Annotated in this window: 20 protein-coding genes; 9 read left to right on the top strand and 11 right to left on the bottom strand. The window is 75.0% G+C overall.

All coding sequences use genetic code 11. The features are described 5' to 3' along the window. Positions 1-7: 7 nt before the first annotated feature. Entirely contained in the window at positions 8-1147 is a 1140-nt protein-coding gene (locus LV78_RS14775; protein WP_253845844.1) for a Gfo/Idh/MocA family protein, read from the bottom strand. A 974-nt stretch (positions 1148-2121) separates the two neighbouring features. On the opposite strand from LV78_RS14775, the gene LV78_RS14780 reads away from it, so the two are divergent. Further along, the gene (locus LV78_RS14780) at positions 2122-3099 is read left to right on the top strand and encodes a hypothetical protein (protein ID WP_253845845.1); all 978 of its coding nucleotides are present in this window, start codon (positions 2122-2124) and stop codon (positions 3097-3099) included. Here the strand turns inward: LV78_RS14780 and LV78_RS14785 are convergent, their stop codons facing one another. Continuing rightward, positions 3100-3978: a maleylpyruvate isomerase family mycothiol-dependent enzyme gene (locus LV78_RS14785; RefSeq protein WP_253845846.1), complete on the bottom strand. Its 879-nt coding sequence runs from the start codon at positions 3976-3978 to the stop codon at positions 3100-3102. A gap of 266 nt (positions 3979-4244) precedes the next feature. Here LV78_RS14785 and LV78_RS14790 point away from each other — a divergent pair, with 266 nt between their 5' ends. From LV78_RS14790 to LV78_RS14800, 3 genes are read left to right on the top strand one after another with little or no spacing between them, the layout of a single operon-like run. Then, positions 4245-5561 (top strand): ABC1 kinase family protein, encoded by a 1317-nt coding sequence (locus tag LV78_RS14790; RefSeq protein ID WP_253845847.1) that lies wholly within the window; start codon positions 4245-4247, stop codon positions 5559-5561. A 7-nt stretch (positions 5562-5568) separates the two neighbouring features. Beyond that, complete coding sequence (locus tag LV78_RS14795; protein WP_253845848.1) at positions 5569-6201, top strand: carboxymuconolactone decarboxylase family protein; 633 nt, start codon at positions 5569-5571, stop codon at positions 6199-6201. Next, positions 6198-7067 carry an SDR family NAD(P)-dependent oxidoreductase gene (locus LV78_RS14800; RefSeq protein WP_253845849.1) on the top strand — a complete coding sequence of 290 codons (870 nt, stop codon included), beginning with the start codon at positions 6198-6200 and terminating at the stop codon, positions 7065-7067. The genes LV78_RS14795 and LV78_RS14800 overlap by 4 nt, the downstream gene beginning before the upstream one ends. Positions 7068-7174: 107 nt before the next feature. Here the strand turns inward: LV78_RS14800 and LV78_RS14805 are convergent, their stop codons facing one another. Continuing rightward, positions 7175-8722: a GMC family oxidoreductase gene (locus tag LV78_RS14805; protein WP_253845850.1), complete on the bottom strand. Its 1548-nt coding sequence runs from the start codon at positions 8720-8722 to the stop codon at positions 7175-7177. Between the two features lie 216 nt (positions 8723-8938). On the opposite strand from LV78_RS14805, the gene LV78_RS14810 reads away from it, so the two are divergent. The 3 genes from LV78_RS14810 to LV78_RS14820 are packed head-to-tail and all read left to right on the top strand — an operon-like array spanning position 8939 to position 12643. Beyond that, on the top strand, positions 8939-9925 hold the full coding sequence (locus tag LV78_RS14810; RefSeq protein WP_253845851.1) for a DUF1702 family protein: 987 nt from the start codon (positions 8939-8941) through the stop codon (positions 9923-9925). After that, positions 9922-11280, top strand: coding sequence for a cytochrome P450 (locus LV78_RS14815; protein WP_253845852.1), 1359 nt, complete (start codon positions 9922-9924; stop codon positions 11278-11280). Before LV78_RS14810 ends, LV78_RS14815 begins: the two co-directional genes overlap by 4 nt. A gap of 31 nt (positions 11281-11311) precedes the next feature. Beyond that, positions 11312-12643, top strand: coding sequence for a carboxymuconolactone decarboxylase family protein (locus LV78_RS14820; RefSeq protein WP_253845853.1), 1332 nt, complete (start codon positions 11312-11314; stop codon positions 12641-12643). A gap of 52 nt (positions 12644-12695) precedes the next feature. On the opposite strand, the gene LV78_RS14825 is transcribed toward LV78_RS14820, so the two are convergent. After that, entirely contained in the window at positions 12696-13448 is a 753-nt protein-coding gene (locus LV78_RS14825) for a helix-turn-helix transcriptional regulator (protein WP_253845854.1), read from the bottom strand. A gap of 408 nt (positions 13449-13856) precedes the next feature. Between LV78_RS14825 and LV78_RS14830 the strand changes: the two genes are divergently transcribed. Further along, positions 13857-14564, top strand: a complete 708-nt coding sequence (locus LV78_RS14830) for a TetR/AcrR family transcriptional regulator (RefSeq protein ID WP_253845855.1) — start codon at positions 13857-13859, stop codon at positions 14562-14564. 99 nt (positions 14565-14663) lie between these two features. On the opposite strand, the gene LV78_RS14835 is transcribed toward LV78_RS14830, so the two are convergent. Beyond that, positions 14664-15617, bottom strand: coding sequence for a zinc-binding dehydrogenase (locus tag LV78_RS14835; protein ID WP_253845856.1), 954 nt, complete (start codon positions 15615-15617; stop codon positions 14664-14666). Between the two features lie 84 nt (positions 15618-15701). Between LV78_RS14835 and LV78_RS40755 the strand changes: the two genes are divergently transcribed. Further along, a complete protein-coding gene (locus tag LV78_RS40755; protein WP_301306523.1) occupies positions 15702-16271 on the top strand; it encodes a TetR/AcrR family transcriptional regulator in 570 nt (189 codons plus the stop codon). A gap of 273 nt (positions 16272-16544) precedes the next feature. Here the strand turns inward: LV78_RS40755 and LV78_RS14850 are convergent, their stop codons facing one another. The 6 genes from LV78_RS14850 to LV78_RS14875 all read right to left on the bottom strand — a co-directional run bounded on the left by LV78_RS14850 (position 16545) and on the right by LV78_RS14875 (position 23139). Beyond that, on the bottom strand, positions 16545-17057 hold the full coding sequence (locus LV78_RS14850) for a flavin reductase family protein (protein ID WP_253845857.1): 513 nt from the start codon (positions 17055-17057) through the stop codon (positions 16545-16547). After that, positions 17054-18343, bottom strand: coding sequence for an ACP S-malonyltransferase (locus LV78_RS14855; RefSeq protein WP_253845858.1), 1290 nt, complete (start codon positions 18341-18343; stop codon positions 17054-17056). Before LV78_RS14855 ends, LV78_RS14850 begins: the two co-directional genes overlap by 4 nt. Then, a complete protein-coding gene (locus LV78_RS14860) occupies positions 18340-19344 on the bottom strand; it encodes an enediyne biosynthesis protein (RefSeq protein ID WP_253845859.1) in 1005 nt (334 codons plus the stop codon). Before LV78_RS14860 ends, LV78_RS14855 begins: the two co-directional genes overlap by 4 nt. Then, positions 19341-21281 carry a CRTAC1 family protein gene (locus LV78_RS14865; protein WP_253845860.1) on the bottom strand — a complete coding sequence of 647 codons (1941 nt, stop codon included), beginning with the start codon at positions 21279-21281 and terminating at the stop codon, positions 19341-19343. The genes LV78_RS14860 and LV78_RS14865 overlap by 4 nt, the downstream gene beginning before the upstream one ends. Before the next feature lie 345 nt (positions 21282-21626). After that, positions 21627-22373 (bottom strand): SDR family NAD(P)-dependent oxidoreductase, encoded by a 747-nt coding sequence (locus tag LV78_RS14870; protein ID WP_253845861.1) that lies wholly within the window; start codon positions 22371-22373, stop codon positions 21627-21629. A 67-nt stretch (positions 22374-22440) separates the two neighbouring features. Continuing rightward, positions 22441-23139 (bottom strand): DUF899 domain-containing protein, encoded by a 699-nt coding sequence (locus LV78_RS14875; protein WP_253845862.1) that lies wholly within the window; start codon positions 23137-23139, stop codon positions 22441-22443. Positions 23140-23142: the final 3 nt, after the last annotated feature.

Below are 23142 nucleotides of genomic sequence, written 5' to 3' on the forward strand. Positions count from 1 at the left end.
GTCCGGGTCACACCTTGGCCCAAGTGGAGTCGGAACGGGCGGATCTCGTGGCCGCGTCGAGCACTTCCTGCACCTGCCGGGCATCGGCGAAGGACGGGGTGGGGTCGCGGTCGTCGGCGATCGCGGCGAGGAAGTCGCGGATCTCGTGGGTGAACGGGTGGTCGAAGCCGACCGCGCAGCCGGGCGGCCACCAGCCGGTGACGTGCGGGTGCTCGGGCTCGGTGACCATGATCCGGCGGAAGCCGCGCTCGGTGCGGGGGCCGGTGGCGTCGTGGAAGCTCAGCTCGTTGAGGCGGTCCAGGTCGAAGGCGGCGGCGCCGAGCGTGCCGCCGACCTCCAGGCGCAGGGTGTTGCGGTGGCCGGTGGCGGCCCAGCTGGTCTCGCAGGTGGCGAGCGCGGACTTGCCCAGGCGGCCGGTGAGCAGCGCGGCGTCGTCCACGGTGACCTCGGCGGAGCCCGTGCCGTCCGGGAGCGCGCGGCGGCGGGTGAACGTCTCGGTCAGCGCGCTCACGCCGGTGAAGCGCAGGCCGGTGACGTGCTGGACCAGGTCGACCACGTGCGAGCCGAGGTTGCCCAGCGCGCCGGAACCGGCCCGCTCGCGCTCCATCCGCCACACCAGGGGGACGTCGGGGTCGGCGAAGAAGTCCTGGAGGTAGGAGGCGCGCACGTGCCGGATCTCGCCGAGGCGACCGGCATGCACGAGCTCGCGCAGCTGGCCGATCGCGGGCAGGCGGCGGTAGTTGTAGGCGCACGCGGACCGGACGCCGCGCGCGCGGGCGTCCTCGGCCGCGTCGACCATGAGGTCCGCCTCGGCCAGGGTGTTGGACAGGGGTTTCTCGCACAGCACGTGCTTGCCCGCGGCGAGGGCGGCCGTGACGATCTCGGCGTGGCTGTCGCCGGGGGTGCACACGTCGATCACGTCGACGTCGTCGCGGGCCACCAGGTCGCGCCAGTCGGTGACGTGCCCGTCCCAGCCGAGGCGGCGGGCGGCGTCGGCGGTGCGGTCGGGGTCGCGTCCGCAGAGCACGGCGGCGCGGGCGCGGACCGGCAGGTCGAAGGCCCGGTTCACCACCTGCCAGGCGTGCGAGTGGACCACGCCCATGAAGCCGTGGCCCACCAGTCCGACCCGCAGCTCTGTCCTGTCCATGGTCGCCTTTCGGGGGTTGGGTGGCGCGTGGCCGGGGCGGCGGCGACGGCGGGGTCCGGGTGCGGCGGCGAGTGGCGGCGGGCGTTGCGGGCGGCGGTGGCGCGTGGGCGGGCAGGCGGTCGGTGGGGGGGCACGCGGGTGGGCCGGTGGCGGGCGGCAGCGGGCAGTCGGGCACCGGCAGCGGGCGGGCGAGGACGGCTGGCGGGTGGGTGGCGGCGGGGCGCGGGTGGGTGGTGCGCGCGGGCGGGCGGTGGCAGACAGGTAGTGGCGCGCGAGCGGGTGCTGCACGCGGACGGGTCGTGGCGGACAAGTGGTGGCGCGCAAGCGGGTGCCGCACGCGGACGGGCGGTGGTGGACAGGTAGCGGCGCGCGGGTGGGTGGTGCGCGCGGGCGGGCCGTGGCGGACAAGTGGTGGCGCGCAAGCGGGTGCCGCACGCGGACGGGCGGTGGTGGACAGGTAGCGGCGCGCAAGCGGGCGCCGCACGCGGGCGGGCGGTGGCGGACAAGTGGTGGCGCGCAAGCGGGTGCCGCACGCGGACGGGTCGTGGGTGGACGGGTGGGGTGGCGGGCAGGCGGAATCGGGTGGTGGGCGCGGTGGACGGGCGCGCGTGGCCGGGGAGCGGGCTCTGGGGGCGTCCGTCCCCGGCCTGCGCGCCGCCCGAGGGGGCGGCGAGGGCCCACCGGTCGCCGCGCCACGCCTCGTGCGGTCCCCGGCGCGTCGGCGCCGGGGGTTGCCGTCCGTGCGCGCCGGGCGGGTCCGTCCCGCCTCGTTCGCGCACCGACGACCAGCATGGCTCCGGGCCCGCCTGCCGCGCTTCTCCCAGGCTGCCCTCTTCGCCTGGCCGCCTTCCGGGGGACGTCCCGGCACTCGGGTCGGGTGCGCACTCTGGGAGAAGCGCGCCGACGACCGCGCCGGGATGCTGTAGCGCGCCCGGCCCCCGCACCGCTCCCCTGCCGCTCCCCGAGGAGACGAGATGGCGCGCCCCACCGCAGACCGCTCACCCGCGCCGGTTCCCGACACCGGCACGTCCCTGTTCGTCAACGGGCACTTCCCGCGCAGGCGCGGGCTGGTGCTGCTGCTCAGCTCGGTCGCCGGGTTCCTGCTGACCGTGGTCTGGTCGGCGCACTTCGTGGACTCCACCATCGGCGACACCGTGGCCAACACCCTGCTCGGCCACGACGCCAAGGCCACCCCGATCGCCGGGATCGCGGCCGGGGTGCTGTTCGCGTTCGTCAGCGGACTGGCGGGCACGTTCACCGCGTGCAACGTGGCCGCGTTCAGCGCGGTCGCCCCGATGCTCGGCGCGGACGGGTCGCGGTGGGCCAGGGCGCGGGCCGCGCTCACCCCGCTCGGCTGGCTGGCGGCGGGCATGGTGCCGGTGTCGGCGCTGTACGGGGCGGTGGTCGGGCTGGTCGGCACCCGGATGCCGCAGTTCTCCACCGCCGCCACCGAACCGGGCGTGCTGAACGGGCGGGCCGTGCAGTCGCTGGTGGTGTTCGGGCTGATCGGGCTGGTGATGGTCTACCTGGGGCTGTCCGCGCTCGGCTACGTCCGCGACCCGTTCCGCCGGGTCTCCCGGCGCTTCCCGCAGGCCCCGCTGGTGCTCATGGGCGTGCTGGTGGGCGCGTTCCTGATCGGCCGCCCGTTCCCGCTGTTCCGGCAGATGTTCCGGGACGCGGCCGAGCGGCACGACCCGTTCTACGGCGCGGCGGCGTTCACCCTGCAGTCGCTGGGGAACGTGCTGGTGATGGCGGTGCTGTTCGTGGCGCTGGCGGCGCTGACCGGCGGGCGGCTGCACCGCTGGCTGACCGCGAAGCCCTCGCGCGCCGCCGCGATCACGGCCGCCGCGCTGATCACCGCCGGGGTGTTCACGTTCCTGTACTGGGACGTGCGGCTGCTGGCCCGCCGCGAGATCATCCCGTGGTACCCGGTCGCGCCGTGGGCGGGCTGATCAGGGCATCCGCACCTTCCGCAGGAACGGCTCCAGCAGCCACGGGCGCCTGCCCCACACCAGCAGCCCGCCGGTGAGGGCGGCGCGGGCCCGGCCGATCCGGTGGAACACCACCAGGTTCAGCGCGGACGGCCGGAACCGCAGGTGCACGTCGCACGGCCCGCCGCCCTCCTCCACCCGCGCCACGCCCGCGCCGAGCACCATCGTCACGGGCTCGGTGCGGGTGGAGTGGAAGCCGACCGCGATCGGGCGGGGCGGATCCGGGTAGTCGTCGAGCAGGCGGCCGTGGCCGTGCCTGGTCAGCTCGACCAGGAACAGGTCGAGGAACAGCGCGGCCTGCTCCTCCGGCAGCTCCCACGGGACGCCGGACGCGCGGGCGATGTCCCAGCCGTGCACCAGCAGCTCGTTGCTCAGGTGCGCGAGCAGGCCCGCGAGCGGCAGCCGGGAGCCGCCGAGCCAGGGCAGGACGGTGGTCGGGTCGGCGTGCTCGGTGGTGGCCAGCACCTCGGCGACCGCCTCGCGCAGCCGGGCGGCGAGCCGTTCCGGGTCGCGCTCGGCGAAGGCGTCCAGCTGCACCGCGTTCATGCCGCCGGAGAGGGTGGCGAGCGTGGTGGCGGGCAGGTGGGGGCGCACCTCCGGGATGGGGAACGGCTTGGTCCCGCCCGCGACGACCGCCGTGTTGTTGAGCGCGATGGCGGTGACGTGCGCGGCGGTGTCGGCGACGCTCCAGCGGCCGACCGCGCGCGCCGCCGGGTCGGGCGCGGACTCGACGAGGGCGGCGAACCGCTCCCCCGCGTCCCGCACCGCCGCCCTGGCCTGCCGCCAGCGCTCCGGGGTGACCCTGGTGGCGGCCTCGCCGCGCGCACGTGCCCGGACCATCGCTCACCCCTCGCTCGTCGGCTGCGGACCGCGTCCCAGGGTGGCCCGGCCGGGCGGGCGGCGGCTCTCCGAGGTTGCCCGATCACGCCCTCGCCACGCCCCGCGCGCCCGTCCAGGGTCCAAGAGCCCTGTCGCCCCACCGTTCTCGGTGTTCGGGGCACGCAGGGAGTAGTGGTCCGCGCACCCCGGTCAGCACGATCGGGCCAGGTCGCACACCGGTCCACCCGGCCGGGTCCACCCGGTCCCACGACGGAGAGGGGGCGCTCGTGCCGAACACCGCACGCCGCCTGGTCCGACTGCCCGGTCTGGCGCTGCGCGGCGCCCGCGTGGGCGCGGTGGTCCTGGGCCACGCCGCCGCGCTGGCGGGCGCGGCGCTGCTGGCGCGGTTGCGCGGCTCGCCCGGCGGGGTGGTGCTGCGCGACGGCGGGCGGTGGGTGCGGCTGCTGACCGCGCTCGGCCCGTCCTACATCAAGATCGGCCAGCTGCTGAGCACCCGCCGCGACCTGCTGCCCGACGCGGTCACCGGTCCGCTGTCCACGCTCACCGACGCCGCGCGCCCGCCGCGCGCCTGGCGGGTGCGGCGGGCGGTGCGGCGCGCCTACCGGGACCGGGAGTGGCCGTTCGCCGGGTTCGAGTGGGAACCGGTGGCGTGCGGGAGCATCGCGACCGTCCACCGGGCCACCACGCTGGACGGCCGGGACGTCGCGGTGAAGGTGCGCAGGCCCGGCATCGCGCGGGTGATGCGCCAGGACTTCGCGCTCACCTCCGCCGCGATGGCGCTGGCCGCGCGGCTGCCCGCGCTGCGCAGGATGCCGTTCGCGCTGATGCACGCCCAGGTCGGCGGGGCCATCCTGCGGCAGCTCGACTTCACCGCGGAGGCCGAGTCGCTGGCCCGGTTGCGCGCGAACCTGGCCGCGTTCGGGAACGTCCGCGTGCCCGAGCCGCTGCCGGGGCTGTGCACGCCGGAGATCGTGGTCATGGAGTACGTGGACGGGCTGACCCGGTTCGAGCCGGGCGAGCTGGACGCGGCGACCCGGCGCGCGGTGGTGCGGGCGGTGCTGGCGGCGATCTACGAGATGCTGTTCGTGGACGGCGTGGTGCACTGCGACCTGCACCCCGGAAACCTGTACTTCGACCGCGACGCCGGGCTGGTCGTGCTGGACGCCGGGTTCGTGATCCGGCTGCCCGAGGCGGTGCGCCGGTCGTTCTCCGACTTCTTCATCAACATGGCGATGGGCGACGGCTGGATGTGCGCCCAGATCGTCGTGGACAGCGCCGCGCACGTGGCCGACGACTGCGACCTGGAGGGCTTCCGGTCGGGGCTGCGCGAGCTGGTCGCCGAGAGCTCCGGCGCGCTGTCCGGCGAGTTCGACCTGGCCCGGTTCGCGGGCAGGCTGTTCGACCTGCAGCGGCGGTTCGGGCTGTTCCCGGCCCCGGAGTTCGCGTTCCCGCTGCTGTCGCTGCTGGTCGTGGAGGGCATGGTGAAGGGCTTCGACGCCGAGGTCGACTTCCAGGCCGAGGCGGTCCCGGTCCTGCGCCGCCGCAACACCCCCCGTATCCCCGGTTCCACCGCTGAGAGGTGAGTCGAGAATGGACGCAACGACCGAGGTCCGAGTCCCGATGGTGGAGGAGGCGCAGGCCACCGGCCGCGTCGCCGAGCTGTACGCCGAGATCAAGCAGGCCACCGGGCTGCCGTTCGTGCCCGACATGTTCCGGCTGACCTCGTCCCGGCCGGACCTGCTGGAGGCGGTGGTCGCGGGCTACAAGGGCATGTACCTGGGCGGGGTGCTGCCGAGGCAGACCCGCGAGCTGATCTCGGCGTGGACGTCGAAGGTGAACCAGTGCCCGTACTGCGTGGGCACGCACAACTTCTTCTTCCGCGCGTTCGGCGGGCCGGAGGAGACCGCGAAGGCGGTGGAGACGGCCTCCGGCGTGGAGGAGCTGCCGGTGGACGAGCGCACGAAGGTGCTGCTGCGCCTGGTGACGAAGGTCAGCCGGGAGGCGTACAAGATCACCGAGGAGGACTGGCTGGTCGCGGGCGAGGCGGGGTGGAGCCGGGAGGAGCTGCTGGAGGCGTTCTTCACCGCGTCGATGTTCAACTTCATCACGCGCATGGTCGACGGGCTGGGCCTCGGCTACTCGGTGGCCGCGAGCCGGGTGTCGCAGCAGCCCGTGGCCCAGCAGCCGGTGTCGCAGCAGGCGCCGGGCGGCGGTGACCGGTGAGCCCGTCGCGGGCGGTCCTGATCACCGGGGTCAACTCCAGCGGCGGGCTGTCCTCCGGCACCGGCCGGGCGACGGCGCTGCGGCTGCACCGCGCCGGGCACCCGGTGTACGCGACCGGCCGGAACCCGGACGGGTTGCAGGACCTGGCCGCCGAGGGGATCACGACGCTGCGGGTGGACGTGACCGACGAGGCGTCGATGGCCGCGGCGGTCAAGCGGGTCACCGAGGACCACGGCGCGGTCGGGGTGCTGGTGAACAACGCCGCCTACAGCCTCAACGGCACGATCGGCGAGACGCCGGTGGAGCAGGTGCGCAGGCAGTTCGAGACGAACTTCTTCGGGCTGTCCAGGATGACGCAGCTGGTGCTGCCGGGGATGCGGGAGCAGCGGTCGGGGCGGATCGTGATGATGTCCTCGATCTTCGGGCTGTTCGCCACCCCCGGCCGGGGCTACTACCAGGCGACCAAGCACGCGCTGGAGGCCATCAGCGACTCGCTGCGGCTGGAGGTGGCGCCGTGGGGCATCAAGGTGGCGGTGATCGAGCCGTCGCCGATCCTGGGCTCGTTCGTGCCGACCACCGTGGGCGACCTGGGCCTGTCCTCCGACAGCGACCTGTACGCGGACTTCTGGCAGCGGTTCGTGGACTGGCACGGCGCCTACCGGGAGGTGGAGAACCCGACCGGGCGCGGGCGCACGTCGGTGCGCTCGGGGCAGGTGGCGAAGGTGGTGGAGCGGGCGATCACCGACCGCAGGCCGCGCATCCGCTACCGGGTGGGCATCCCGGTGCGGCTGCTCGGGCCGCAGCGGGCGATCTTCGGCGACCGGGCGTGGGAGGTGTTCGTGAAGCGGTTCTTCCCGCAGCCGTGACCCGGTGAGCGCGCAGCGGCTCCGGACCCCCGCACGGGTCCGGAGCCGCTTTCGCTTGCGGGGCGGGGGTTCCTCCGCCCCCGGAACGGCGGCGGACCGCGCCGGGCTCAGCCGGTGCGCAGCCAGTCGGCCATCCGCTCGCCGATCATGATGGAGGTGAGGTTGGTGTTGGCGCGCACGGTGTTCGGCATGATCGAGGCGTCGCACACGTGCAGCGCCTCCAGGCCGTGCACCGCGCCCCGCTCGTCCACCGCGGTCGACGGGTCGGACGCCGGTCCCATGCGGACCGTGCCGGTCGGGTGGTAAGCGCTCTCCAGGCTGGTCTTGACGTACTGCCGCACCATGTCGTCGTTGTCGATCATGGCGTCGCGCAGCACGACGAAGCCCTGGCCCAGCTTGAGGATGTCCGGGTGGTGGGCCAGCCGCCACGCGGTGCGCACGCCGTCCACGAGCACGTCGATCTCGCGCTCGTCGTCCAGGAAGTTCAGCCGGATGACCGGGGCGGCGAGCGGGTCGGTGGAGTCCAGGGTGACCCGGCCGCGCGAGCCGGGGCGCTGCGCCACGACCATCACGCCCAGGATCTCGGTGGTGCCCGCGAGCATCTGGAGCTCGGGGAACGGGCCGAGGCCGAAGTGGTTGACCATGTAGTACTGGAGGTCGTTGAAGTCGCCGGTGACCGGCGAGGTGGTGCGCAGGATCTGCTGGAGGAACGCCTCGGTGCGGTCCACCGCGCCCGGTTCGGGCACCAGGAACGCGCCGGTGCGCTGGTGGTCGACCAGGTTCGCGCCGACGCCGGGCAGGTCGGCGCGCACGTCGACGCCCAGCCGCCGCAGGTCCTCGGCGGGGCCGATCCCCGAGCGCAGCAGGATCGCGGGCGTGCCGATCGCGCCCGCCGCGAGCAGCACCCGGTCGCCGCGCACCAGCTCCGGTTCCGCGCCGGGCGCGCCGACCAGCACGCCGACCGCCCGCTGCCCCTCGAACACCACCCGGTCGACCAGCAGGCCGGGTGCGAGCTCCAGGTTGGCCCTTCCCCTGGTCAGGGCGAGGTAGGTGCTGGCGGTGGTGGCCCTGCGGTCCCGGTCGTGCCGGGTGGACGGGATGGAGCCGACGCCGGTGGCCTCCGGGTGGTTGTGGTCGGCGACCTCGGCGAACCCGTTCTCCAGGCAGGACTGGGTGAAGGCGGTCTGCCCGATGGGCAGCTCGTCCGCGCTCCAGCGCCGGATGGGGATCGGGCCGGAGCCGCCGTGGAACTCGCTCTCGCCGTAGTCCCCGTCGCTCTCCAGCTTCCGGAAGTAGGGCAGCACGCCCTGGTAGGACCAGGCGGGGTTGCCCGCCGCCGCCCAGTCGTCGTAGTCGGCGGGCACGCCGCGCAGCCCGACCGTGGCGCCGACCGCCGAGGAGCCGCCGGTGAGCTTGCCGCGCGGGTAGCGGATGCGGCGGCCGTCGTGCACGTCGGCGCGGAAGTCCCAGTCCTGCCCGGTGAAGGACATGGACCTGCCGTGGAAGACCTCCTCGGGCAGCTCGTCCGGCCGGGCGTGGTCGGGTCCGCCCTCCAGCAGCAGCACCCGGCGGGCCGGGTCCTCGCTGAGCCTGGCCGCGAGCACCGAGCCCGCCGATCCCGCTCCGACGATGATGTCGTTGTAGTGGGCCGTCATGTGATCCCTCTGGGCTAGTGGGTGCGGGCACGGGTCGCACCCGCCGGGAGCCGAGAGTCGCACCGCGCCGAACGGCGCTGCTACTCGCGCGTTGCCCGCGCTCCGCGCCGCCGGTGGCGCACTTCGCACGTTGGAAGTAGGCGGTGACCGGCCCGCGCGGTGACGATCGGGTGATCCGTCAGCCGCGCCTGAGCGGCCGGGCGAGGGGAGCGATCGATGAGCAGCACGCTGGGCGCGCTCCGGCGCCGAGTCCTGACCCCCGACGTGTCCGAGACGAGGCTCTCGGTGCGCGGGTTCCACGACAAGGACCCGGCCGCGCGGGAGCTGCTGGAGACCGTGGGCGGCAGCTTCCTGGCGGGCTTCGGGCACGCCGCGCAGGCCCGCGCGCCCGAGGACGCGACCGCGCCGCTGGACGGGATTCCCGCGCCGTACCGGGGTTTCGCGTACGAGGGCGCGGGCATGGCGTTCGCGATCCGGGACGCGCTGCCGCTGGGCAGGCGCGGGCGCAACGCCCGGTTCCTGAGCGGGGCGGGCGCGCCGCACGCGTACATGGTGTACGTGGGCGCGGGCTGGGCGATGGCGCGGGTGCCGCGCGCGCTGTGGTCGCGGATGGCGCTGGACGACCCGCTGCTGCGCTGGCTGGCGCTGGACGGCTACGGGTTCCACCAGGCGTACTTCCACACCGGGCGGTACGTGCGCGAGCGGTACCGGGAGGCGCGGTTCCCCTGGCCGGGCGGGCCGATGTCCTGGTACGCCGACCACGTGATCGACCAGGGCATCGGCCGGGCGTCGTGGTTCGTCGGCGGCGCGGACCCTGCGGTGGTGGCCGACCTGATCGACTCGTTCGCCGAGTCGCGGCGCGGCGACCTGTACGCGGGCGCGGGGCTGGCCGCCACCTACGCGGGCGGCGGCGACGAGGGGGAGCTGCGGGAGTTCGCCGCGCGCGCCGGTGACTGGGCGCCGCAGCTGGCGCAGGGCAGCGCGTTCGCCGCGACCGCGCGGGTGGACGCCGGGTTGGAGGTGCCGCACACCTCGGTCGCCACCGGGGTGTTCTGCGGGATCACCCCGCGCGAGGCCAAGGAGCTGTGCGACCGCACCCGGCCGGGCCCGGTGGCGGAGCTGCCCGAGCGGCCCGGCGTGCCCGCCTACGAGGTGTGGCGGCAGCGGATCGCCTCGGCGTTCGGGGCGGGGGTGTCGGCGTGACCGCCGTGCGGCCGGTGCGCGAGTTCCCCGGACCGCCCGCGCGGCAGGCCCCTGCGCTGCTGGCCAGGATGGCGCGGGACCGGCTGGAGGTGATGACCTCGGTGGCCGCCCGGTACGGCGACGCCGTGCGGTTGCGGCTGGGGCCGAAGTCGCTGCACTTCTTCAACCACCCCGACCACGCCAAGCACGTGCTCGCCGACCACGCCGCCAACTACCGCAAGGGCATCGGCCTGGTGCACGCCCGGCGCGCGCTGGGCGACGGGCTGCTCACCAGCGAGGGCGAGAAGTGGAAGGCGCAGCGCCGCACCATCGGGCCGGTGTTCCAGGCCCGCAGGGTCAACGGCAAGGCGGACGCGATCGCCCAGGAGGCGGTGCGGCTGGTGGCGCGGCTGCGCGCGCGGGCCGGGGACGGGCCGGTGGACGTCAGCGCCGAGATGACCGGGCTGACGCTGGCCGTGCTGGGCCGGTCGCTGCTGGACGCGGACCTGGGCGCGTTCGACTCGGTGGGCGCCTCGTTCGAGGCGGTCCAGGACCAGGCGATGTTCGAGATGATGACGCTGAGCGCGCTGCCGACGTGGTTGCCGCTGCCCAGGCAGCTGCGGTTCCGGCGGGCGCGCGCCGACCTGGAGCAGGTGGTGGCGCGGCTGGCCGCCGAGCGGGCCGCGATCCCCGGCCCGGACGGGGACGACGTGCTGTCGCGGCTGGTCGAGTCGGTGCGCGGTGACGCGGACCAGCGGGCCGGGCGGCTGCGGATGCGCGACGAGCTGGTGACGCTGCTGCTGGCCGGGCACGAGACGACCGCCAGCACGCTCAGCTGGACCTTCCACCTGCTGGACCGGCACCCCGAGGTGTGGGAGCGGGTGCACGCCGAGGCCGTCGGGGTGCTGGGCGACCGGGTGCCGACGTTCGAGGACGTGCACCGGCTGCGGTACACCGGGATGGTGCTGCAGGAGGTCATGCGGCTGTACCCGGCGGTGTGGCTGCTGCCCAGGCAGGCGCGGGAGGCCGACGAGATCGGCGGCTACCCGGTGCCCGCGGGCGCGGACGTGCTGATCTGCCCGTACACCCTGCACCGGCACCCCGGCCTGTGGGAGGACCCGGACCGGTTCGACCCCGAGCGGTTCGACCCGGCGCGGGCGGCGGGCAGGCCCCGCTACGCCTACCTGCCGTTCGGCGCCGGGCCCAGGGTGTGCGTCGGCAGCGCGCTCGGGATGCTGGAGGCGACGATCGTGACCGCGTGCGTGGCCAGGGAGCTGCGGCTGAGCACCGCGCCCGGCCACCGGGTGCGCGCGGAACCCATGCTGACGCTGCGGGTGCGCGGCGGGCTGCCGATGCGGGTGCGGCCGGTCCGGTGACCGGACGGCCCTGAGCCCGGTGGAGGGATCGATGGTGTTGCGGGGTGTGGTGGCGGCGGGCCTGCGCGGGTTGTCCACGGCGCAGGTCCGCCGGGTGCGGCCGGTGCGGCACGGCGCGGCGGACGGGCTGGTGGCCAGGGTGTACCGGGAGCTGGAGCGCGACTTCGGGGTGCTCGCCCCGCCGGTCGCGCTGCACTCCCCCGCGCCCGACGTGCTGGCCGCCGTGTGGCTGGTGCTGCGGGAGACGCTGCTGGTGCCCGGACGGGCGCCGAGGGCGGTGAAGGAGGCGGTGTCGACGGCGGTGTCGGAGGCCAACCGGTGCCCGTTCTGCGTGACCATGCACTCGTCGGTGCTCGACGACCTGGTGGGACGCGGGGCGTCGGGGGGCGGGGGCTGGGGCGGGGCGAGCGCGCGCCGGACCGGCGCGGGCGGCGCGGAGCTGGGCGGCGCGGGTGCGGGCAGGACCAGCCTCGGCGGCGCGAACGCGGGCGGCACAGGCGCCAGCGGCGTGAACGCGGTCGGCGCTGGCGCTGGCGCTGGCGGCGCGAACCCAGGCGACGCGGGCGCTGGCAGGACCAGCGCCGGCGGCGTGAACGCGGGTGATGCGGGCGCGGGCAGGATTAGCGCCAGCGGTGTGAACGCCGGTGATGCGGGCGGTGCGGGCGCAGGCCAGGTGGACGCGGTCGGCGCGGAGTGGGCGGCGGCGGCCGAGTGGGCCTCCGCCGCCGCGTTCGCCGGGTCGACCGTCCCCGCGCCGTTCCCGGCCGACCAGGCGCCCGAGGTGCTCGGCACGGCCGTGGTGCTGCACCACCTGAACCGGGTGGTGAACCTGTTCCTGGGGCCGCTGCCGCTGCCGCCGGGCGCGCCCGCCGCGTCGATGGTGGTGGTGCGCCGGGTGCTGGTGCGGCTGATCAAGGCCGCCGAGCGCGGCGGGCCGGTGCGGGGCGCGTCGCTGGACCTGCTGCCCGAGGCCGACCTGCCCGCCGACCTGGGCTGGGCGGGCGGTGACCCGGTGCTGGCCGACGCGTTCGCGCGGGCGGCCGGGGCGCTGGACGCGGCGGGCAGGCGGTCGGTGCCGGTCGGGGCTCGGGAGCTGGTGCTGGAGCGGCTGGCCGCCTGGGACGGGCGGGCGCCGGGGGTGAGCCGGGCGTGGGTCGAGGACGCGGTGTCCGGGCTGCCCCCGGCCGAGCGGGCGGCGGGGCGGTTGGCGCTGCTGACCGCGCTGGCCGCCTACCAGGTGGACGACGCCGCCGTGGCCGCGTTCCGCGCGGTCGACGGGGAGGACCGGGCGCTGGTGGAGCTGACGTCGTGGGCGAGCACGGCCGCCGCGCGCCGGATCGGCTCGTGGGCGCCGCTGCCCTGAGCCGGAGCACTCGCGGACCCGGAGCGCCCCTGGGCGTTCCGGGTCCGCCGCGTCAGGAGCCGGTGGCCACGGCCAGACCCGCGCTGTCCAGCTCGGGCAGCGCCAGCAGGATCGGCAGGTCCAGCACGCGGGTCGGCCTGGTCGACAGGTCGACCTCGGTGGTGCGGCCCGCGACGACCTCGACCCGGTCGGCTGCGGCGACCAGCGCCGGGCCCTGCCGCCACGGCCGGGGCTCGGGGTCGTCCAGCGCGACCACGGCGGCCCGCAGGTACCAGACGCCCTCGGGCAGCGCGTCGAACCGGTACGGGCCCGAGCCGTCGCCGGTGTCGCAGGCGCGTGGCACGCCCTGGGCGATCGGGTCGGCGAACGCGGCCACGTACACCCGCGCCGGGCGCCCGGTCTCCGGCACGTCCACCCAGCCGCGCACCGCGCCGGTGACCGGGCTCGCCTGAGCCCTGGGCAGCGCGGACAGCGACAGCAGGCCCTCGGCGGACAGCGCCCGGTAGCGGGCCGGTGAGACGCCGACGCTGCGGGTGAACCGGCTGGTGAACGTGCCGAGGCTGTTGTAGCCGACCGAGTAGGAGATCTCGGTGACGCTGAGCCTGGTCTCCAGCAGCAGCTGCTTGGCGCGGCTGAGCCGGATGGCGGTCAGGAAGCGGCCCGGCGAGGTGCCGGTGAGCCCTCGGAAGACCCTGGAGAAGTAGAACTTGCTCAGTATCGCGGGGGTCGCCATGTCCGCCAGGGACAACGGCTCGTGGTACCGGGTCCACATCGTGTCGATCGCGCGCTCTACCGCGTCCTGCACAGCAGCCTCCATCCCGCTCGGCGAAGCGGTGGCCAGTCGGTGGACCGGGTCCGGGACGCGGGGGGTGGTTCCGCCCCGGTGGCCGCGAGCGGCCACCGGTCCTTCGCCAGGAACGCTAGCAGCGGGAACGCCGCTGGGAAGCCCCCGCGCGGCAGCACCGCACTCTGCGAGATGCGCGCGTCGCACAGCGCGTACCCGGTTGGTCCGTCCAGCCGCTCAAGCCGCCGTTCCGGACCACCGGACGCCCTGCGTCCACAGTGGACCCCGTGCCGCGCTTCCCTCTTCCCCGACAACGCTTTCCGCCAGTCCGGCGCCTCGCGCGCCCCGCCGCTTCGGACTGGCGCAGGCCCGGCGACCGGTCTGAGCCGGAGCCGGGAGAGCGCGTCCCCGCTGTGTGACACTGGCCCGGTGAGTCCGCGAAAGCTCGCACCCGAGACCCGCACGGCGCTGGTCGACATCGCGGGGCGGCTGCTGGCCGAGCACGGCGCGCAGGCGCTCTCCACCCGCCGCATCGCCGCCGAGGCGGGCACCTCCACGATGGCCGTGTACACCTACTTCGGCGGCATGAGCGGCCTGGTGCGCGCCATGGCGCACGAGGGCTTCGCCCGGCTGGAGCGGCAGTTCGGCCGGGTCAGGCACACCGACGACCCGGTGGCGGACGTGCTGGTGCTCGGGCACGCCTACCGGCACAACGCCAAGGCCAACTCGCACCTGTACGCGGTGATGTTCGGCGGCCAGTCGCTGGCCGGGTTCTCGCTCACCGAGGAGGACCGCCAGTACGGCCGGTACACGCTGCTGACCGCCGTCGAGCGGGTGACCCGCTGCATCGCGGCGGGCCGGTTCCGCGAGGGCGACCCGGCGCTGATCGCGCACGAGATGTGGATCGCCACGCACGGCCTGGTGAACCTGGAGCTGGGCGGCTACCTGATCCCGCCGGTGGACGCCGAGCGCTGCTACGAGGCGCTGCTGTGCGGCCTGGTCGCGGGCGCGGGGGACGACGCGGCGTCGGCCGGGCGGTCGGTGGCGCGGGCGGAGCGCAGGCGGCGGGACGAGGTGGAGGCGGACGGGGGCGCGGACGACGGGGTGGACGCGGTCGGCGAGGACACTGGGACGTGAGCAGGGTCGCCCGACAATGAGTCCACAGTGGACAGCGCCGGGCCGGGGTCCCCCTTCCCCGAACCGCCGCCCGCCGCCCGCCGCCCGCCGCCCGCCGCCCTAGGGAAGCAGCACGATCCGGCCGAACACCTCGCCCGCGTCCATCAACCGGTGCGCCTCGGCCGCCTCCGCCAGGGGCAGGGTGGTGTGCACGACCGGGCTCAGCTCGCCCTTCGCCGCGGCGGCCAGGAGTCGCGCGCGGACCCGGTTGCGCTCGGGCACGGGCACGGTCAGCAGGCTGAACGTGGCGAACGAGCGCGAGCGCTGGAACCCGCGCAGCAGCGCCGCGCCGAAGTCGGGCGGCGGCCACCCCGCCACGGCTCCGGCGAGGACCAGCCTGCCGTTGGGGGCCAACCGGTCCAGGAACGCGGGCAGGTCGGGGCCGCCGACCACGTCCAGGACGACGTCGAACGCCTCGGGGCCGTCGCCGCCGCCCGCCCGGTCCAGGAGGTGGGTCGCGCCGTGCGCGCGCAGGCGGGTGCCGCGCTCCGGCGACGAGGTGGTCACCGCGACCGCCGACGCCCCGCGCGCGGCGGCGATCTCCACCGCCGCGATGCCGATGCTGCCCGAGGCCCCGCGCACCAGGACGCGCTCGCCGGGCGCGAAGCGGGCGTGCGCCAGGGCGAAGTGCGCCACGGTGGCCGAGCTGCCCAGGGTGACCGCGTCGATGGCCGACAAGCCTTCCGGCAGCTCGGTCAGATCATCCGGGTGAACCGCCGCCCACTCCGCGTAACCCCCACCCGTGCCGGTGAACGCCCACACCCGGCGGCCCGTCCACGCCGGGTCGACGTCGGCCCCGACCGCCGTCACGGTCCCGGCCACCTCGCTGCCCAGCGGCAGGTCCGGCGGGAAGTCCAGCCCCAGGACGCCGCGCCGCAGCACCGCGTCCACCCCGCCCACGCCGATCGCCTCGGTCCTGACCAGCACCCGGTCGGGTCCCGGCGCCGGGTCGGGCGCCTCCCCCACCACCAGCACCTCGGGTCCACCAGCTCCTGCCACGGTCACCGCTCGCACCGCCGGTCCCTCCTCGTCCTCGCGGGTCGTCGTACCCTGCGGACGCTACGGACGCCCCCGTCCGCCCGACCGGAAGTGAGGCAGATGGCCGCCGGGACGACTCACCTGCGCTCGGACGCGCTCGACAACCGCGAGCGGGTCCTCACCGCGGCGCGCGCCCTGTTCGCCGAGCGCGGGGTGGACGTGGGGGTGCGGGAGATCGCCCGCGCGGCCGGGGTCGGCCCGGCGACGGTGTACCGGCGGTTCCCCACCAAGCAGGCGCTGGTGGAGGCGGCGTTCGGGCGGGAGATGGCGGACTGCGAGGCGATCGTGGCGCGGGGCTGCGCGGCCGGGGACCCGTGGGAGGGGCTGGTGTCGGTGGTGCGGGAGCTGGTGGTGCTGAACAGCCGGAACCTGGGGTTCGTGGTGGCGCTCGCCCCGGACGCGCGCACCGGGGAGGCGATCGCGGCGCAGCGGCGCGAGCTGCACCGGATGCTGGCGGACCTGACCCGGCGGGCGCAGGCGGCGGGGCGGGTGCGGGCGGACTTCGGCGTGGCCGACCTGGTGCTGCTCCTGCGGGCCGGGCGCGGGCTGTCGGCGAGCACCCCGCAGGCGCGGGACGCGGACGCGCGGCGGTTCGCGGACCTGGCGCTCGACGCGATCCGGGCGCGCTGACGGGCGCCGGGCGCGGCCCAGGCGCGCTGACAGGTGCCCAGGCGCGATCCGAACGGGGTGACGGGCCCCTGGCACGATCCGGACGGATTGACGGGCGCTGGCACGATCCGGAGGCGCCGACGAACACCCGGCGGTTCCGGACGCGCCGTCGAACACCTGGCGGTTCCTGACACGCCGACGGGCGCCCGCGCGAGGTGCTCCCCCACGCGGGCGCCCGTCAGGTCGGTGCAGGCCAGGTCGGCGCGGCCCCGGTCGACGCCGGTCAGCCCCAGGTCACCCCTCGTCCAGCCTGCGGTACCGGCCGCCGAAGAACACCAGCGGGGCGCCGTCCGACGCGGTCGTGGCGCTCAGCACCTCGCCGACGAACACCGCGTGGTCCCCGCCGTCGTACGCGTGCGCCACCCGGCACTCCAGCCAGGCCAGCGCGCCCGCCAGGAGCGGGGCGCCGGTGCGCTCGCCCGGTCGCCAGCCGACGCCGTCGAACTGGGCGGCCCCCTGCGGGCGGGACCGGTCGGCGAAGTAGCGGGCCACGTGCTCCTGCCCCTGCGCCAGCACCGAGACCGCGAACTCGCCCTCCTCGGTGATCGCCGCGTGCATGAGCGCGGTGCGCGCCACGCAGCACAGCACGAGCGGCGGTTCCAGCGACACCGAGGAGAACGCGTTCGCCGTCATGCCGTGGGTGCTGCGACCGGCCGTGGTGAGCACGGTGACGCCGGTGGCGAAGGTCCGCATCGCCTCGCGCAGCGCGGGGCGGGAGACCTGCGGGGCCGCTGGTCGGGTGCTCATCGCTCCACCCCCGCGTGCCCGGCGCAGCAGTGCGGGACCTCTTCCCGTGGCAGCAGCGGTTTCAGGTCAACGTCGGCGCCGAGCGCGTGCGCGGCGCCGAGCACCGCGAGCAGCGGCGCGCCGGTCGGGCTGGTGGTGTCGGTGGCCAGCGCGGGCACGTCCGGGGCGATGCGCGCCACCAGGTCGGTGAGCGCCCGGCCCGGTCCCAGCTCCACCGCGAGGTCGACGTCGCGCAGCGCCAGCGCGGCGGCCTGGCGGAACAGCACCGGCCGGTGGACCTGCTCGCGCAGCAGGGTCTCCGGGTCCTCGGCGGGGCGGGCGGTGACGGTCGAGACCACCTCCCGCTGCGGCGGGCCGATCCGGAACCGGCCGAGCGCCGTCGCCATCGCCTCGCCCGCGCCCGCCACGTGCGGGGTGTGGAAGGCGTGCGGCACGCGCAACCGGTGCACCCGCACCCCAACGCCCCGCGCCGCCGCGCACACCCGGTCCACCGCGTCGGCGGGGCCTGCCACGACGCTCTCGTCGAACGCGTGGTCACCCGCGACGGCGACGTCCTCGGCCACCGCGAGCGCCGCGGCGGTGTCGGAACCGGCGCCCAGCACGGCCATCGCGCCACCACCGGCCGAGGCGGTCGCCATCACGCGGGCCCGCTCGGCCACCAGCTCCAGCAGCGCGCGCGGGTCCAGGCACCCGGCCCAGCTCAGCGCGGTGAACTCGCCGAGGCTGTGGCCGACCGCGACGTGCGCGTCGACCCCGGCCATCCCCAGCAGCCTGGCCGCCGCCAGCGAACCGGCGACCACGCGCGGCTGCTCGGCGTCGGGGCCGTCCGGCAGGCGGGCGGCGCGCAGCACCTCGGCGGCCTCCGGGTAGCGCCGCCACACCGCGCCGCCCACCACCCTGCCGCCCTGCGCGGGGAACAGGTAGGCGATCCGGGGCGCGGTGGTGGCGCGGCCGAGGAAGACCCCCTCGTCGGGCAGGAAGGCCTTGGTGGCGCCCGCGTCCAGCAGTTCGACCAGCACCCGGAACGCCCGCCGCGCGTCCGCCGCGCCGGTGGCGACGACGGCGGCCCGCACCGGACCGCCGGTGCGGCTCCCGGCGAGCTCGGCCGCCAGCGCGGCGAGCGGCAGCGGGGCCTGCGCGCCACCGGTCAGCTCGGCCTCCACGTCCTGCGCGTGCTCCGGCAGCTCGCCCCCGGAGGGCGGGCCGGCGAGCCCGGCCAGCCGGTCGCGCAGCTCGCCGAACCCGGCCGCGTCGAGCAGCAGCAGCTCCGCGTCCCCGGCGCTCATCGCGCCGCCTCCGGGACCGGTCGCGCGGCAGCGGTTTCCGGGGAACCGGGGTCCTGGGCCCGCCGGGCGCGCAGGTGCACGCCCCACCACCACAACCCGCGCAGCAGGCACATGATGGCGGTGGCGAAGAACAGCGTGTAGACGACGTTGAACACCATGAGGATGCCGTAGATGAACGCGACCCCGCTGCCGAACATGAACTGGTTGACCGGCTTCGTGGGCGTGGTGCCCGGATCGGTGATCATGTAGTTGGTGAACAGCACGAACGCCACCCCGGTCATCACGCCGAGCGCGTTGTACAGCGACACGTCCCAGATCCAGTGCCGCACGAACGCCTGGATGGCGAACCCGCCCATCCAGCCGACGATCAGCGGCACCCGCTTGGTGAGCAGCCCGTTGATGACCGTGCCCGCCGTGGCGATGATGATCGGGATCATGACCCGCCAGTAGTAGTTCGCCTCCTCGGTGAACTCGTACGGCGGGGCGATGCTGATCCACGAGCCGAAGAACAGCAGCGCCAGCGTGATCCCGAAGTTCGACGGGTTCATGTAGTGCCGCATCCGGCCCGCGATCGGCGCCTGGAGCACGTGCTTGGCCGCGACGCCGCAGAACACGCCGAACAGGATCGGCCACAGCTGGTTGTTGGCGTACAGCAGCATGTTCACCGCGAGGCTGGTGATGTGCGCGGGCAGCAGGAACTCGTACACCCCGCGCATCCCGCGCCCGGCGAACCGGGGGGCGCGCTCGTACGCCCAGGCGCTGACCACCTCCAGCACGATCTCGGTGGTGTACCCGGCCAGGACGGCGATGAACGGCCACAGCCACGGCTGCTCGAAGCCGAGCAGCGTGTACCCGAAGACGTTGAACACGCTGATGGACAGGGCGAAGTTGCGCAGCGCGACGTAGCGCGGGTCGAGCTTGGGCGGTTTCGGGGCGGGGATGGTCGGCGCGGGGGCCTGGCCGTCGCCTGCCCGGTCGGTGGTGGGGGCGGTGGCGGTCATCGGACCGGGACCTCCTGTGCGGTGCTGGTCAGGTAGAGGGTGCGGTCGCCCTGGTCGACCGTCGTGGTCTGCTCGTGCAGCCGCCCGTCGAGGTCGCGCCAGCACAGCGTCAGCTCGACCGGGCCGGTGTAGTCGCCGAAGCCGAAGTGGACGTCGAAGCTGCGCTTGCCGCCGTGGCCGCTGCCGCCGTCGAGCTGCGAGACCTGCTGCCTGCCGTCGGGGGTGCGGGCGGTGACGGTGGCGCCGTAGGCGGGGCTGCCCGGTCCGGTGAGGCCGGTGTTCGGCCGGTCCACCGGGCGGTACAGGTGCAGCGTCAGGTAGCCGCCCCGGTCGGGCGCGGTGTTGGCGTAGAAGGAGGGCGGGCCCCACTGGCGGGCGATGGCCAGGTCGAGCGCGCCGCTGCGGGTGCTGTCGCCCATGGCGATGCCCCGGCTCGGGTGGTGCACGCCGAGGCCCAGCTCGCCGGTGATGTTGACGAACTGCTCCTCGTGGCGGCCCCTGGCGAAGAACGCGGGCGCCTCGTGGCCGGAGATGTCGTCGCCGGGCTGCAGGGTGGGCCACATGACCGGGTTGGACACCAGCATCTCGTTGGCCATGGCCAGCTCCTGGAGCCACGGCCAGCGGTCGGTGTCGCCCTTGACGAACCCGGTGGTCTGCACGACGTCGAGGTTGCCGGTGTTGGCGAAGTCGCCCATCTTGATGTCCCAGCCCCAGCCGGACCACGCGGTGGCCAGCTCCTGGCCGCGCTGGGTGAACAGCGCCTTGCCGCCGCCCATCGCCTCGGCCTGCGCCTTCGGCTCGGCCGCGTCGTTGACCCACAGGAAGTGGCTCTCCTCGAGGCCCCAGGCGGTGGTGATGTTGCTGACGGCCATGTCGAAGCTGCCGTTGCGGTCCACGTCCGCGAAGTCCACGCCCATGCCCTTGAACGAGTCCTTGCCCAGCACGAACGACTTGGGCGTGGTGGGGGTGCGGGTGCCGAGCACCGGGGTGAACCGGATGCGGTCGGCCGTGGAGGTGTTGTGCAGCATGAAGTCGTGGCCGAAGTCGTTGGCGATGTACACCTCGGGCAGGCCGTCGCCGGTCATGTCGGCGTTGCTGAGCCCGAGGGTCCAGCCGTTGGCGGCCAGGTGCGGGATCGCCGCGTCCTCCTCCACGTAGGCCGCGCTGGGCTCGTCACCGGCCGAGCCGGAGGTCCAGCGCAGCACGTGGTTGCCGCCGCCGTTGAGGGCCCTGGACAGCGAGTCGTTCATGGAGACGTTGTTCTGGCCCTGCGGGTCCAGCACGTCGGAGTCGGGGAAGTAGTTGCCGATGATGATGTCCGGGCGGCCGTTGCCCGCCAGGTCGCCCACCGTCACGGCGTTGGTGTGCCACTTGGGACCGTGGTAGTCGCCGTCCTGCGTGACCTGCGGGACGAGCTCGGTCGGGTGGTAGGAGGCGAGCTCGACGCGCTGCGCGCTCTCCTTGGCCAGGTACAGCACCGGGGTGCGCCCCCAGTAGCTCACCAGCAGGTCGGCGCGCCCGTCCGCGTTGAAGTCGCCCGGCGTGCAGCCGGTGGGGGCCATCGCGCGGCCCACCGGCAGCGGCGCCGGGTCGAGCAGGAACGGCGCGAACCGGTCCTCCTCGGGCGCGGTGGGCGCCGGTGTCACGATCACCTCGTCGGTGCGCGGGTCCACGACGCACAGCGAGTTCGCGCGCCCGTGGCCGGTGAGGTCGTTGAGGGCGATGCCCGCGCCGACCGAGGAGATCCAGCTGCGGATGCGGTGGAACTCCGGGTTGACCTCCCGGACGTCCTTCATCGGCAGGTCCGCGTAGCCGGGTGGCAGCTCGATGGGCAGCTCCCGGAACCCGTACTGCGCGGCGATGTCGTGCGCTCCGGGAACCGCGACGGCGGTGTGCCCGACCGCCAGCAGCGACGCGCCGACGAGGACGGTCACCACGCCCGGAACCAGTTTCCGCGTTCGCTCAGCAAAATCAGCCATGATCTCCCCGCCGCACGCCACCGGGAGTCGCCTCCCGCCCGGCTCTGAGTGGATGAGTGAGTGGAATCGGGGCCGCGCGCCGGGACCGGCGGTTCACCACCGGATCTGCGCTCCCGGACTGGCGGCCTGCGCTGTGGAACAGCTCCGACCCAGTATGGGAGCGGGTTCGGCGGGGTGCTTCTCCCGGAGTGCTGCGAGCTTTCTCCGGGAATGCGGCAACGTTTTCGCCGACCTGGAAAGAAAAAAGGGGGGCGGGACCGGAGAGCACTCCGGTCCCGCCCCCCTTTCACCGGGGTCGCGCGCTCAGCGCAGCTCGCGCAGTCCCGCGCCGCTGAGCAGGTAGGCGGGGGCGACGGTGTCGGCGCTCAGCAGCCCCACCGCGGCCCGTCCGGCGATCTCCGGGGTGAGCAGCGGCTTGTGGTGCTCCAGGAACGCCTTGACGGGCGCGCCCGCGCGCTCCGCGTACGCGGCGACGGCCGCCGAGCCCACGCCCGTCTCGGGGGCGAAGCGGGGCAGCACGGCGGTGAACGACAGGTCCAGCCCGGCCCGGTCCGCCTCGCCCTGGGCGTAGCCGGTGAGGAAGCGCTGCATGGCCTTCGCGCCCGCGTAGCCGCCGCTGAGCGGGGAGCCGTCGGCGTTCAGGGCCGCGCCGCTGCTGACCACGACCACCCGGCCGCCGGGCCGCAGCGGGGCGGTCAGCGCCTCGCGCAGCCAGTCGAAGGTGATCCGGACGTCGGTCTCCCAGTTGACCGAGAAGCTCTCCCAGTCCTGCTCCTGCAGCGGGCGCATGACCGGGACGGCGCCCGCGACCACCACGAGCGCGTGCGGCTCGTGGCGGCGGATCAGCTCGGTCGCGGACTTGCCGTCGGCGGCGTCCACGACCTCGGCGCGGACCTCCCCCGGCCCCGAGGCGGGCGCGGGGTGCTCGGTGGCGGTGCGGGCCACCGCGACCACCGGGGCGCCCGCGTCGGCGAGCGCGGCGGTGATCCCCCTGCCGAGGCCCCGGCTGGCGCCGACGACGATCGTGGTCCTGCCGGACAAGTCGCTCATGGTGGTTGCCTCCCGGTGGTGGTGCGGATCGTCGCGGTGGGTCGTTCCCACGGGTCGTCGGTGGTCGCTAGCCCTTGAACCTGGTGTTGTTCCACCAGTTCTCGCCGGGGCCGGACGAGTCGGCGGCCTCGTAGCGGTCCTTGAACCGCCACCAGTCCCACGGGTGCTCCAGCTCGTCCTCGCGGCGCCCGAGGTGGGTGATGTCGAGGTAGTTGTAGAAGTTCTTGAAGATCTCGCCGCCCCGGTCGAACACCGAGTAGGTGTGGAAGACCCGGTCGTCCTCGCGGTAGAAGGCGCTCACGCCCGGCGACTCGCCCTGGTCGGTGGAGACCTCGTAGTCGTAGTTGAAGTCGCTGCCGAACGAGGAGTACCAGGGCATGGTCCAGCCCATGCGGGCCTTGAACGGCTGGAAGTCCGGGTACGGTGCGCGGGAGACCATGGCGAACGTGGTGTCGCGCGCCCACATGTGCGCCAGCTCGCCGACGCTGTCGGCCTGCATGGAGCAGCCGATGCAGCCCTCCTCGGCGCCGGGGCTGTACATGTAGTGGCGGACCACGAGCTGGCGGCGGCCCTCGAACATCTCCAGCAGCGACAGCTCGCCGTCCGGGCCCTGGAACCGGTAGTCCTTCTCCACCAGCACCATCGGCAGCGCGCGGCGCTGCGCGGCGATCTCGTCGCGCGCCCTGGTGACCTCCTTCTCCTTCTCCAGCAGGGCCTTGCGGGCCTGCAACCACTCCGCCCTGCTCACGACCTGCGGACTGCTCATCTG

The sequence above is a fragment of the Actinosynnema pretiosum genome (genome assembly GCF_024171695.1).
In the GTDB taxonomy this organism is placed as follows: domain Bacteria; phylum Actinomycetota; class Actinomycetes; order Mycobacteriales; family Pseudonocardiaceae; genus Actinosynnema; species Actinosynnema pretiosum.

Coding starts and splice junctions, on each gene's coding strand:
- LV78_RS14775 (WP_253845844.1), bottom strand. CDS start 1,147: ATGGACAGGACAGAGCTGCGGGTCGGACTGGTGGGCCACGGCTTCATG.
- LV78_RS14780 (WP_253845845.1), top strand. CDS start 2,122: ATGGCGCGCCCCACCGCAGACCGCTCACCCGCGCCGGTTCCCGACACC.
- LV78_RS14785 (WP_253845846.1), bottom strand. CDS start 3,978: ATGGTCCGGGCACGTGCGCGCGGCGAGGCCGCCACCAGGGTCACCCCG.
- LV78_RS14795 (WP_253845848.1), top strand. CDS start 5,569: ATGGACGCAACGACCGAGGTCCGAGTCCCGATGGTGGAGGAGGCGCAG.
- LV78_RS14805 (WP_253845850.1), bottom strand. CDS start 8,722: ATGACGGCCCACTACAACGACATCATCGTCGGAGCGGGATCGGCGGGC.
- LV78_RS14810 (WP_253845851.1), top strand. CDS start 8,939: ATGAGCAGCACGCTGGGCGCGCTCCGGCGCCGAGTCCTGACCCCCGAC.
- LV78_RS14820 (WP_253845853.1), top strand. CDS start 11,312: ATGGTGTTGCGGGGTGTGGTGGCGGCGGGCCTGCGCGGGTTGTCCACG.
- LV78_RS40755 (WP_301306523.1), top strand. CDS start 15,702: ATGGCCGCCGGGACGACTCACCTGCGCTCGGACGCGCTCGACAACCGC.
- LV78_RS14850 (WP_253845857.1), bottom strand. CDS start 17,057: ATGAGCACCCGACCAGCGGCCCCGCAGGTCTCCCGCCCCGCGCTGCGC.
- LV78_RS14855 (WP_253845858.1), bottom strand. CDS start 18,343: ATGAGCGCCGGGGACGCGGAGCTGCTGCTGCTCGACGCGGCCGGGTTC.
- LV78_RS14860 (WP_253845859.1), bottom strand. CDS start 19,344: ATGACCGCCACCGCCCCCACCACCGACCGGGCAGGCGACGGCCAGGCC.
- LV78_RS14870 (WP_253845861.1), bottom strand. CDS start 22,373: ATGAGCGACTTGTCCGGCAGGACCACGATCGTCGTCGGCGCCAGCCGG.
- LV78_RS14875 (WP_253845862.1), bottom strand. CDS start 23,139: ATGAGCAGTCCGCAGGTCGTGAGCAGGGCGGAGTGGTTGCAGGCCCGC.